Origin of the sequence: Hymenobacter endophyticus, assembly GCF_032464715.1 — a bacterium.
GTDB classification, from domain to species: Bacteria; Bacteroidota; Bacteroidia; order Cytophagales; family Hymenobacteraceae; genus Hymenobacter; species Hymenobacter endophyticus.
In genome coordinates this window covers 23,678-34,794 of the sequence record NZ_JAWDJT010000021.1, presented here as the reverse complement: position 1 = coordinate 34,794, position 11,117 = coordinate 23,678, and the positions used below count along the sequence as shown (strand labels likewise).

Below are 11,117 nucleotides of genomic sequence, written 5' to 3'. Positions count from 1 at the left end.
CTAGGAAGTGTTAACAGTAGGGGGTATGTTTGAGCATGGACTATTTGTTGACGGATGCGCAGTGGGCGCGGATTGTGCCGCTGCTGCCGGGCCGGGAAGGGACGAAAGGTGGCCGGGGCCAAGACAACCGCCGGTTTGTGGAAGCGGTGCTGTGGCTGCTGCGCAACGGGTGCCGGTGGCGGGCCTTGCCGCCGGCATGGGGCAACTGGCACACCACGTACACGCGCTTCCAGCGCTGGACGGCTTCCGGCGTGTGGGCCCGGGTGTTGGCTGCAGTGCAACAGGACGACGCGCTGCACACGCTGCTCGTGGACTCGACCACGGTGCGGGCGCACCAGCACGCGAGCGGGGCCCGCAAAAAAACGGGCCGCAAGCCCTCGGGCGCAGCCGCGGCGGCTTGACCACCAAGTTGCACGCCGTGGCCGATGCCTGCGGCCGGCCCGTGCGCCTCGGCTTGACCGCCGGTCAGCGCCACGACGCCCCGCAGGCCTTGCCGTTGCTCGACGGGCTGGCCCCGGCCTACCTCGTGGCCGACCGGGGCTATGATTCCGACCCGCTCGTGGCCGTCTTGGCTGCCCGCGGCACCTGCGCGGTGATTCCGCCCCGGCGCAAGCGCCGCAACCCGCGGCCCTACGATTAGCCGCCTCAAGCAGTTTCGTCGCGTCGCAACGCGTTACGACAAGTTAGATGCGCATTTTCTGGCCTTTGTCCATTTAGCGGCTACTGTCCTCTGGTTGCGCGACTGTTAACACTTCCTAGTTGTCCTCATTTTTTCTCACCCTTGGTATGGCACGTAAAGACCTCCTCGACATTGCATCCCTTCACCGTGAGGAAATCGAGTTCCTGCTCGACCAATCCACGTCGTTTAAAAAGCTGTTCACCCACTCGGTGAAGAAAATCCCCGCCCTTGAGGGCAAGTCGGTGCTTATGCTGTTCTATGAGGCCAGCACCCGGACGCACTCTTCCTTCGAGGTGGCAGCAAAGCGCCTCTCGGCGGAAGTCACGAATTTCGACGTTGCCCACTCCTCCATCACCAAGGGCGAATCAGTGCGGGAGACGATTGAGACGCTTCAGGCCATGCGCACCGACTATATCGTGGTGCGCCACAGCCACCCCGGCCTGCCCGGCATGATTGCCCGTCAAACGACGGCCTCGGTTATCAACGCCGGCGACGGGGCGCATGAGCACCCCACCCAGGCGCTGCTGGACGCCTTTACCATTCGGGAGAAATTTCCCGACCCCCGGGGCAAAAAAGTCCTCATCATCGGGGATATTCTTCATTCCCGCGTGGCCCGCTCCACTAGCACCCTGCTGCAGAAGTTGGGCGTTGAGGTAGCGTACCTGGGCCCGGGCTCCCTGGTTCCGAAATATGTACCGGACAGCATCCGCCGCTTCACTGATTACGAGGCGGCTATGGCCTGGGCACCCGATGTAGTGTACCTGCTCCGGGTGCAGATGGAGCGTCAGGACGTGCAGTTTTTTCCCAGCGTCCGGGAATACCACCGGGTTTACGGCATCACCACTGCGCGGCTGGCAGAAATCCGCGACCGGGGCCTCTACATCATGCACCCCGGCCCCGTGAACCGGGGGGTGGAGTTGTGCGACGCCGTGATGGACTACGAGCGTAGTCTGATTACCAACCAAGTCGAAAACGGCATTTCCATTCGCATGGCCGTGCTCGACTGGCTCACGCCGGGCGGGGAGTTTCCGAAGCAGGAATCAACCTATGCCGCGCAGCAGCGCACCAACTCGACGGTAGTTATGCCCTAACTACCGGATACAGCGGCGGCGTTTAGCTCCGTAATTTCATCCTCACCAGCCAGAATGCCTTCCCACCCTTTGCCAGTTTCCGGTACTCCTCCCTCCATGCTTCTTCTTAAAAACGCCCGCATTGCCTCCGAAAATTCACCCGTATTGCCCGAGAGTGATGTGCTGATTGTCGAAGGAAAAATTCAGGACATCGGCAAAAGCCTGACCGCTCCCGAGGGAGCCCGCGTCATTGACGCGCGTGGTCGGATTCTTATGCCGGGTATGTTTGATGCCCACGTCCATTTCCGCGCGCCGGGGTTTGAGAACAAGGAAACCATTACTACGGGGAGCGAGGCGGCCATTAACGGCGGGGTCACCGGCGTGGTGATGATGCCCAACACCCGCCCGGCCCTCGACTCGGCAACAACCGTGGCCACCGTGCTGGAAAATGCCACGCACCGGTCGCGCATTCCGGTGTATACCTCCGGCTGCGTTACCAAGAACCGCGAGGGCAAGGAACTGGCCGAAATTGAAGGCATGCGCGGACTGGGCGTAAAAATGCTCACCGACGACGGCGACACCACCAGCGACCCGGCGGTGCTGCTGCGGGCCATGCAGTACGCTACCGAATTCGGGATGTTTTTCGCCAGCCACTGCGAGGTGCCAGAGCTAGCGGGGCCGCGCGCCCTCAACGAGGGGGTGATGAGCTATCGGCTCGGTATCAAGGGCTCACCGGCCTGCGCCGAGGAAATTATCATTGACCGGGACATCCGGCTGGCCCGGGCGGCGGGTGCGCACGTGCACATCCAGCACGTATCGAGCAAGCTCGGCATGGAAACCATCCGCTGGTGGAAATCCCGCGGTGATGTGAAAGTGACGGCGGAAGTAGCCCCGCACCACCTGCTGTTCACCGATGAACACATCGGCGACTACGACACCAACTACAAAATGAACCCGCCGCTGCGCACGCAAGCTGATTGTGATGCACTGCTCGAAGGGCTCATTGAGGGGGTGTTCGACCTCATTGCCACGGACCACGCGCCGCACACGCCCTTTGAGAAAGCCCAGGACTTCATCAGCGCCCCTAACGGCATCACCGGCCTGGAAACGGCGCTGGTCTCGCTCTACCACTTCTTTGTACGGCCTGAAAAATTCGGGTGGGACCTGGTGGTGAAGCGCTACTCGGCGGAGCCCCGCCGCCTGATGGGCCTGCCGGTACCTACCATTGAAGTCGGTCAGCCGGCCGAGTGCCTCTTGTTCGATACCGAAGCGGAAACGACCTTCACGCAGGAATTCATGAAATCCAAATCCCAGAACACGCCCTTCATCAACCAGACGCTGAAAGGCCGGGTGGATATGGTCATTCTGGGCACGGAAGTTCTGCTGGAACGCTAGCAGTTTGTTGAACATGAGCGCAAAAAGAGCGTCATGCTGAGCGAAGTCGAAGCATCTCTACCGCTTCGTTTGCGCGGCTACAAATACTGAATTCCATGGACACTGCCTCAATGTGGATTGAGCACGTTTTGAATCCTAAAATCATAACGAGTATCTATCCGACTGAACCTCCATCCTTAGAGCAGATACAGTTGTCTGAGGTAGCTATTGTTTGTGGCGGTGACCTACAGTGTAAGCTTCATTTCGACTTGAAGGATTTTCCTATTAACGCCCCGATCAAATGGGCGCAGCGAAAATGTAATACAGTGCAAATGAGCTTAAACTTGACTCAAACCGATTTAATCCGTTGCGCTATTCCTAGCGGAAATGGCATTGGCGACTTGAGTATTATTTACAACGGAACACGCTTTCAGGTAACATTCACTACCCAGCCACAAGGAGTTGTTTTTCAAGCAACGGCTACTTGGATACATGTCGATAATATCTCGGCCTACCAGAACGAACTTCGTTAAACGCCCAACGAAGCGGTAGAGATGCTTCGGCTACGCTCAGCATGACGACTAACTAATTTTCAATGAGTATTTCCGCTTCCGATAAACCCTTGGTTGGGGTAGTAATGGGCTCCAGCAGCGACTGGGACACTATGCAACACGCCGTACAGATACTCGCGGACTTTGGCGTGGCTCACGAAGCGCGCGTAGTATCAGCCCACCGCATGCCCGACGATTTGTTTGCCTACGCCGAACAGGCCGGCCCGCGTGGTTTGCAGGCCATCATTGCCGGCGCGGGTGGGGCTGCCCACTTGCCGGGGATGCTGGCCGCCAAAACGACGGTGCCCGTGCTGGGCGTGCCGGTAGCCAGCCGCCATTTGCAGGGCGTAGACTCACTGCACAGCATTGTACAAATGCCCAAAGGAATACCCGTTGCTACCTTCGCCATCGGCACGGCCGGGGCGGCCAATGCCGCCCTGTTCGCCGTCAGCCTGCTGGCCCTGCACAACCCCGAGCTGGCGAGCAAGCTCCAGGCGTTCCGCGCCGCCCAAACCGAGGCCGCTCGCGCAATGGAACTGCCGGTATGAACGAGGGAACTAACAGTACAACCATGACCCCGGTTTTGCCGGGCAGTACGGACACCGCGGGCCAACGGGCTACGTTAGGGGTAGTAGGAGGTGGCCAACTGGGCCGCATGTTTGTGCACGCCGCGCAGCGCCTGGGGTACTTTACCGCCGTGCTGGAACCCGACGCGCAAAGCCCGGCCGGCCTAGTGAGCCACCATCACATCCGGACCAGCTACGACGACCCGGCCGGGCTGGCGCAACTGGCCCAACTGTGCCAGGCCATTACCACCGAGTTTGAAAACGTGCCGGCCCAAGCCCTGCACCTGCTGGCGCAAACCCGGGCCGTGGCACCCAGTGCAGCCGTAGTGGGCATTGCCCAAAACCGCATCGAGGAAAAAGCCCACTTCGCGGCCTGTGCTGACGTGTCGGGGGTGAACTGTGCACCCTACACGGTAATTGAAACGCCAGCCCAACTGCAGGCGGTGCAGGAGGAGCGGACGGACTTACTGCCTGGCATCCTGAAAACCGCGCGTATGGGCTACGACGGGAAGGGCCAGGTGCGCGTGAAGACCGCCACCGAACTGGGCGCGGCCTGGGAGGAGTTGGGCGGCGTGGCCTGCGTGCTGGAAAAGATGCTGCCGCTCAAGGCCGAGTGCTCGGTGCTGGTAGCGCGTGGCTGGGATGGGCAAATTGTCAGCTTCGCCCCGCAGCGCAACGTGCACGTGGAGGGTATTTTGGCCGTAACCCACGCCTACGAAGGCAACATGCCGCCAGCTTTAGCCGATAGGGCCCGCGACGCGGCCATTTCTATTGCGCACCACCTGGGCTATGTGGGGGTGCTGTGCGTCGAGTTTTTTGTGGTGGAAGATGGCACCGAGCACGGTGGTTTGGTGGTCAATGAAATGGCCCCGCGCCCGCACAACAGCGGCCACTACACCCTAAATGCTTGTGACGCCTCGCAGTTCGACCTGCAGGTACATGCCATGGCGGGCTTGCCCTTGCCGCAGCCGCGCCAACACTCCCCGGCTATCATGCTTAATCTATTGGGCGAGGTGTGGTTCGATGCCGACGGCTTACCGCGGGAGCCGGACTGGTGCTCCGTGCTGCGCTTGCCCGGAACGCACCTGCACCTATACGGCAAGTTGCAGGCGCGTGCCGGTCGCAAAATGGGCCACCTGACTATCACCGGCCCGGATGTGGCTAGTGTTACAAGTGTGGCTCGGCGCGCCGCTGGTCTGCTTGGCTTGCCTGGGCTGGACGCCATCTAGAGTTCTTGCCGGACTTTGACTAGGTAGGTGCTTACTGCTATTCGGCCTGCTGCCCGGCGTCTTGACCTAAGGGCGGGAAGCGGCCGACGTAGCGCTGCTACGGCCGGGTTTCTCCGCATTCACGCGGAGAAACCCGGCCGTAGTAGTAAAAGTAGTACGAGTGTAGGCACAGAAAACCCCGGCTGAGGCCACTGTATCAGGCACTGGCAAGGGTGGCGCTGCCCTAGTATATGGCTGTTCCTGAGCCGGCCCGGTCCTACGCGAGGGAGGCAGATTTCCTTTGCACTGTTCTTGATTTTTTCCGCTGGCGGCAGCTCTAGTAGGACTCAGCTGGGGTGTGGCTGCAGAGGTAAATCCAAATCGTTCAAGTACTGGCCTGGGGTTGAAGCCGTGCGGTTAAGGCTGCTGTGCACACGGGAAGCGTACCTGATTGAGTGCAGCAGCGTAGCCGGCTCCGAGGCAAGGTCAGTGGCGGCCCTGGCTACGCCCTGGCTTACCAGCTGCTACCCGCCCCGCCACCACCCGAGGAGCCCCCACTGCTGCTACTGCTGGAGCTGCTGCTACTCGAGTTACTGCTGCTAGAGTAGGAGGAGCTGGAGGAAGTGCGGGTGGACGGATCGGGGAGGCGCGGAATTACTTCCCTGGTTTTCTCCTCGTGCTTGCAGAAATGACACGTTTCTATTTGCCAGCCCCAGCCCGCCGCTTGGGTAGTAGCCGCCTGCTCTACCCGCAGCCGTCCCGGCTTAAGGGTACGGTGCTTGCAGGCCGGGCACTCCCGAACTTCGCTGTCGGGGTTGGGGTAGGCCAGGGATATTGTATGCTCGTTGGCGCATTCCCACACGTCATAATCAATCGTTTTAATGGCTTCCTCGGCTTGGTGGCCGGGAAGTAGGTGGCGCTTTTCGGCCTTGCCTTTGAGCAGCTGCATGGGCTGGCCGCAGGTGGGGCAGGCGAAGGGCGCTGTGCGGAGCGTAGCCAAATGGCGGCGGTACCATGACCAGTACACCATCAACCCCAGCGGAAACAGATAGGCCGTGAAGGCGAGTCCTCGGTGGGCCATCTGCCGCTGCTTGTAGGCCTGGGGGCGCTCCAGGGGTGGTACGCTACCTGGGGCCCGGTAGTATTGCCAGCCAAAGTAGCCGTGCAGATACAGCAAAGGCAAGCCGTACGCCAGTAGCAGAAAAGCCCACGTGGAATCCGCGACGCCGTAGTTGAACGCCAGTACCAGCAGACCCACAACCAGCGCAAGAGGCACTACTATCAGCCAGCCACGGCCGGGCAGCCCTCGGGTGGTGCAGTACCATAGCACCAAATAGAGAATCAGCGTCAGAAAAGCTACTACCAGGATACCAATCGGGGCGGATGATTCCGGCGCGGAATAGTTGCCGGCCAAATCCTCCCCGGGCAAGGCTGTATCCAGCGGGTCCTGGGTACCAAGCAACCCGTGTTGCGCTTTAAGAGCATGCTGCAGGCTATCCACGTAATACTGGGTCGAATCCTGGGCAGTGCGCAGCACCGGCCTGGGCAATGGGGGCGCAGGGCTGAGCCGCCGGATAAGGGCCGCGACGCCGAGCTGCACGGCTTGGTCGTAGTTGCCGGCGCGGGCGGGCTCCAGCATGAAGCGCTGCTGAATGCGGAAACAGATGATGTCGGGCAGGTCGGCTTCCAGGCCATAACCGGTTTCAAACTCCACCCGGCGCTGATCAAGCACCAGGAGTATGAGCAACCCGTTGTTGGTGGCCTGCTCTCCAATTTTCCAGCGGTTGAACAGCGCCGTGGCCGCCGTTTTGGGCACAGCCTCGCCTATGCTGCGCACCACTACCACATCAATGTGGGCCCGCCGGCTCCGGTCCAGGCTATCGAGGCGGGCGTTGAGGGCGGCTATGGTGCCCGGCTGCAACACCTGGTCCGGGTCGCTCACGTAGGTTTCTCCCAGGGTTTTGGGGTCGGGAATGGCTGTCAGGTAGTTGTCGGCGGTGATGCCAGCGGGAGCCGCGCCCTCCGCGTCCGGCTCCCGCTGGCAGCCGCTGAGCAGTCCCAGTACCCACCAGCCCAGCACGCATAGGCGCAGTAATGACATAGAGAGAACAGGAGCCGTGCTACAGCTGCCGCAGAATGGTTTCATCGGTTATTTTATCGTCGTCCATCAGTAGCAGCGCCTTGCTCAGAATAATGGACAGCACGGCGTCGCCCTCGAAGGGCAGAAACACGTCGGTGGAGCCGAGCTGCTTGCTGGAGCGGTCCGGCACAATGCACAGGTACTGGTCGTTGGGCTCCATGAGGATGTTGCCCGAGCCCAGGTGAATCTTGTAGACGTGGCGGTGGCCCTTCACTACCAGAAAGTTGCCTTTGATTTCGCTTACCCTGCCAATTTTCAGGCGGGGAACCAGCCGCTCCAGGGCCAGCTTGCGGGTTTTGGCCACTTCACTCAAGTCACCAAAGGAGTAGCTCTCCCAGTAGGTACGGAACTGGGCCAACCCGCCATTGTCGCGCCATTGCGGGTCGTTGCCCACCGAGGCCACGCCCACAAACAGGTCCACGTCGCGCATTACTTCCGAGAAAACCAGGGCCGGTACTTCCGGCAGCGGCACCGGCTCGTTGGCGCGGGTGAAGCGCACCTGGTCGGTGCTCACGTAATTGTAAATGCCCGTGTCGTTCCATTCTCCGTCGGCGTACACTTCGCTCACCCAAAATTCGGCCGTCAGGTCATGTATGGGCAGGGGCAGGCTCGCCGTTTCGGAGTCGTAGCCTTTGTCGTAAGCCCCCAGCAGGCTGTAGCGCCAGCCGCGCAGCTTGGCCAGGCTATTGAACTGGTGCTGCTTGAGAATGTGGGCCGCCATGCGGTTGGAGTAGGTGCGGGTGCGCTCCTCGGGGGGCGTGAGCAGGTATACTTCCCGGAACGCCTGCTTGAGCGGCTGTCGTATCTGCTTGGTGTCCAGCATCCGCCGCCAAGCCAGCACCTCATCCGCCGAAGTCAGCACGGGATGCCAGAGCTGCAGTTTCGTGTCGGGAGTAGGGGTGGGTACGGGGTGGCCCAGGGCGTCCTGCCAGGCATCTTCCTGAAAAATAGCATCCTGCACGGAGCTATCAGGGCGGTGCAGGCGCCAGATGAGCGGGCGGGCCAACAGACTCAGCAGGCCGTGCCGGAAGTAATACTGCTCAAACCAGGGCCAGGGAATACGGCGCTGGTCCACGAAGCTACGGTCGAGCCGGTCGCGCTGGGTGGTGTAGGTTTGCTGGGCCTGGGTCTGGGCGGCTTTCAGCTCTTTCAGCTCGTCGGGGTGGGAGGCTTTGAGAGCGGCCGGCGCGCTTTTCAGGGCTTTATCGGCTTTGAGCCACTGCACCTCTGCCTTGCCCTCGCGCAGGGTAAGCGTGGCAGTATACTCGGCAAAGTCCTCCTGGAGGCGGCCGTTTTCCAGCCCGAAGTCCGGTACGGCCATATCCTCAATTTCGGCCGGACTCACGCCCAGCTTAGCCGACTCCTGGGCAATGTAGCGGGCAATGAGCTCCTGGGTGTTGGTCTGGCGAATTTTGGAACGCACCCGGGCCAGGGCTGCCACGCCGGGCAGGCCGTTCTGGGACAGGGCCAACAGGCAGGCATTGCCCAGGCCCGCCGCCAGCGGGCCTTTCCCCGGAATCTTGCGGAAGCACTTGGCTGCCAAGGCGGTCAGCTGCTCTAGCAGGCCCGCGTTGGAGAGGGGTTGCAGCGTCCAGATCAGGCCCTTGGCCACGGTGGCGTTAACTTCCGTAAGAAACTCCCAGGAGGAATAGGTGTGGGTGGAGCCGCTGGCGTATTCGTAGGTGTGCTGCTGCTCCTTCACCGGAAGCTCAATCAGCAGTTGCAGCCAGGTGCGGCCCTGCGCGCGCACCTCATCGGGCCCGATGGCTGCCGTTGCGGCATCCAGCTCCTGACGCAGCTTGGCGGTGGGCTGGGAGCCGGTGGCCTTCTGCCAGCGCTGCAGCAGGCCCAGCCAGGCGGCGGTAGGCGGGGCGCTACGGTCAAGGGCAGCCACAAATTCGGTGAGGCTTCGGCCCAGCGCGTCGCCCTCGGCAAAAACAACGGTGGGCAGGGTGTGCTCACCAGTGGCCTGCCCCAGCATTTCCTGGGTCTTGAGGTGCACTTTCAGCTGGTCGCCGCTTTGTCCGGCCGTGAGGTCGCGCAGCTGGCGCAGAAACGTCAGCATTTCCTCTCCCAGGGGCCCGCGCTTGGTGAGCTTGGCCACTTGGTTTAGCGTCAGGAGCACCGGGAAAGGGTAGAAGTTCACGGATACCTCGTCCGGGTTGGCAAAATCGAGCCCGTAGCCAGCAAACAGCCGCAGGTACTGCGCCTCCGACAAACTGAGGGTTGTGCGCATCAGGGCCGTTAGGGCATCGGCCAAGCTCCACCGGACACGGTAGCTTTCCTCCCGCTCCACACGGTTAATGGCCGCCGTCAGGGCCAGTACCACCCGGCTTCGGTAGGCTACGTCCTGCCCCCGGACAGCCTGGTAGGCGGGTAAATCATTGAGCTTGGTGTAGTAGTCTTTTTCCAGCAGCTGCGGCAGCAGGGCCAGCAGCACGGGTTTCATCTCAACGGCCTCGGGGCTGCCATCCTCAAAAATGGCCGGGTTGAACTCTTCTTTTCGTTGTGTGGGCATGGGGGCAGAAAACAACTTGCGTCAGGAACCAGATCAGTACACGTACGGGCTCAGCCGCCCACCAGTGGCGTGAGCTTGACAAAGCTGGCCGTGGCCCCGTCTCCCAGCCACACCTGCTCATCCAGGCTTTCGGCCTGCCGCTCATTTACCAGTACAAAAAAGCTGTTCTGCTGGAAAGCTTCAAGGGCGCGGTACACCTGCTTTTCGGCATCAATGAGCCGGTGGGGGCGCAGATGGAAGCCGTTGAGGGTGCGCTCCGACTCAGTGGGCTGCACCAGCCCCTGAAAGTTGCCGCTCTGCTGCTCGTTGTAGGCCGTTACTTCCTCGTGCACGCGCTGGGTTATCAGTTCCCGCACGGTGAGGGTTTCCTGGGCAATTTCCATTTCCAGGCGGCGCAAAATGCTGCCGCTGGCGGTTTCATCGAGAATGGTGAGTAGGGGCATAACTAACTGAAGAAGGGTAGATTGATAGGAAAAGAGTGTTGGAGCGGATTTTGGGAGAGCAGGTGAAAGTGCCCCCGCATCGGCACTCAGGCTGGTATGCTCCCGCAGCCGCGTATTTGGCTAGGGCAGCGGTTAGAACATCAAAGGCAACCAGACGCTGCCGCTCCCAGGCCCGTACATCAGCATAATTTGCAGCAGGAAAAGGCCCCGAAACGCAACTGCCCAGCCCCAGCCGCTACAAGGGGTGCGCAGGGCGGCACTCTGCGGCCCGAAGTGCGCGGCCAGCACCTTGGTTAGGGTAGCTAGGCCCCGGGCGGGTAGCCAGGGGTTGCGCAGCTAGCCCCAGTAAGGCAGGCTGCACCACTAGCAGGGGCGCTTTCTGCATGGGCGGCCAGCGGGAGCGTATCACCTTTGGCCTGGTAGGTGAGGGTGGATACCTGGGCGTGGGCATAAGCAAAGTCAGTCATAGCAAGCAGGTAGAGCGGGGCAGGGCCCGCAGAGCGAAAGGGAAACAAAGCTGCAGCGGGAGGCTACCACAGTACTCCCGCACAGGCCATCAGCAACTTCG

Annotated in this window: 9 protein-coding genes and 1 pseudogene; 6 read left to right on the top strand and 4 right to left on the bottom strand. The window is 61.3% G+C overall.

Translation table 11 applies throughout. The features are described 5' to 3' along the window. The first annotated feature begins 35 nt into the window (after positions 1–35). From ROI90_RS20825 to ROI90_RS20800, 6 genes and pseudogenes are all read left to right on the top strand, one after another. A pseudogene (locus ROI90_RS20825) lies at positions 36–749 on the top strand (IS5 family transposase). A 37-nt stretch (positions 750–786) separates the two neighbouring features. Beyond that, positions 787–1,770: an aspartate carbamoyltransferase catalytic subunit gene (locus ROI90_RS20820; RefSeq protein WP_316000216.1), complete on the top strand. Its 984-nt coding sequence runs from the start codon at positions 787–789 to the stop codon at positions 1,768–1,770. Between the two features lie 96 nt (positions 1,771–1,866). Next, positions 1,867–3,144 (top strand): dihydroorotase, encoded by a 1,278-nt coding sequence (locus ROI90_RS20815; RefSeq protein ID WP_316000215.1) that lies wholly within the window; start codon positions 1,867–1,869, stop codon positions 3,142–3,144. Between the two features lie 95 nt (positions 3,145–3,239). Then, complete coding sequence (locus tag ROI90_RS20810) at positions 3,240–3,656, top strand: Imm50 family immunity protein (protein ID WP_316000214.1); 417 nt, start codon at positions 3,240–3,242, stop codon at positions 3,654–3,656. 62 nt (positions 3,657–3,718) lie between these two features. Continuing rightward, on the top strand, positions 3,719–4,222 hold the full coding sequence (gene purE / locus ROI90_RS20805; protein WP_316000213.1) for a 5-(carboxyamino)imidazole ribonucleotide mutase: 504 nt from the start codon (positions 3,719–3,721) through the stop codon (positions 4,220–4,222). Next, the gene (locus ROI90_RS20800; protein ID WP_316000212.1) at positions 4,219–5,469 is read left to right on the top strand and encodes a 5-(carboxyamino)imidazole ribonucleotide synthase; all 1,251 of its coding nucleotides are present in this window, start codon (positions 4,219–4,221) and stop codon (positions 5,467–5,469) included. Before purE ends, ROI90_RS20800 begins: the two co-directional genes overlap by 4 nt. A 493-nt stretch (positions 5,470–5,962) precedes the next feature. Here ROI90_RS20800 and ROI90_RS20795 read toward each other — a convergent pair whose 3' ends face one another. From ROI90_RS20795 to ROI90_RS20780, 4 genes are all read right to left on the bottom strand, one after another. After that, a complete protein-coding gene (locus tag ROI90_RS20795; RefSeq protein ID WP_316000211.1) occupies positions 5,963–7,549 on the bottom strand; it encodes a TPM domain-containing protein in 1,587 nt (528 codons plus the stop codon). A gap of 19 nt (positions 7,550–7,568) precedes the next feature. Continuing rightward, complete coding sequence (locus ROI90_RS20790; RefSeq protein WP_316000210.1) at positions 7,569–10,106, bottom strand: DUF4132 domain-containing protein; 2,538 nt, start codon at positions 10,104–10,106, stop codon at positions 7,569–7,571. Positions 10,107–10,156: 50 nt separating this feature from the next. Next, positions 10,157–10,549 (bottom strand): hypothetical protein, encoded by a 393-nt coding sequence (locus tag ROI90_RS20785; RefSeq protein WP_316000209.1) that lies wholly within the window; start codon positions 10,547–10,549, stop codon positions 10,157–10,159. 302 nt (positions 10,550–10,851) lie between these two features. Further along, on the bottom strand, positions 10,852–11,016 hold the full coding sequence (locus ROI90_RS20780; RefSeq protein ID WP_316000208.1) for a hypothetical protein: 165 nt from the start codon (positions 11,014–11,016) through the stop codon (positions 10,852–10,854). Between the last annotated feature and the right edge of the window lie 101 nt (positions 11,017–11,117).

Excerpts from the sequence above, each read along its gene's own strand:
- ROI90_RS20780 (WP_316000208.1), bottom strand. The coding sequence starts at position 11,016 with ATGACTGACTTTGCTTATGCCCACGCCCAGGTATCCACCCTCACCTAC.
- ROI90_RS20800 (WP_316000212.1), top strand. The coding sequence starts at position 4,219 with ATGAACGAGGGAACTAACAGTACAACCATGACCCCGGTTTTGCCGGGC.
- ROI90_RS20820 (WP_316000216.1), top strand. The coding sequence starts at position 787 with ATGGCACGTAAAGACCTCCTCGACATTGCATCCCTTCACCGTGAGGAA.
- purE (WP_316000213.1), top strand. The coding sequence starts at position 3,719 with ATGAGTATTTCCGCTTCCGATAAACCCTTGGTTGGGGTAGTAATGGGC.
- ROI90_RS20785 (WP_316000209.1), bottom strand. The coding sequence starts at position 10,549 with ATGCCCCTACTCACCATTCTCGATGAAACCGCCAGCGGCAGCATTTTG.
- ROI90_RS20795 (WP_316000211.1), bottom strand. The coding sequence starts at position 7,549 with ATGTCATTACTGCGCCTATGCGTGCTGGGCTGGTGGGTACTGGGACTG.
- ROI90_RS20815 (WP_316000215.1), top strand. The coding sequence starts at position 1,867 with ATGCTTCTTCTTAAAAACGCCCGCATTGCCTCCGAAAATTCACCCGTA.
- ROI90_RS20790 (WP_316000210.1), bottom strand. The coding sequence starts at position 10,106 with ATGCCCACACAACGAAAAGAAGAGTTCAACCCGGCCATTTTTGAGGAT.
- ROI90_RS20810 (WP_316000214.1), top strand. The coding sequence starts at position 3,240 with ATGGACACTGCCTCAATGTGGATTGAGCACGTTTTGAATCCTAAAATC.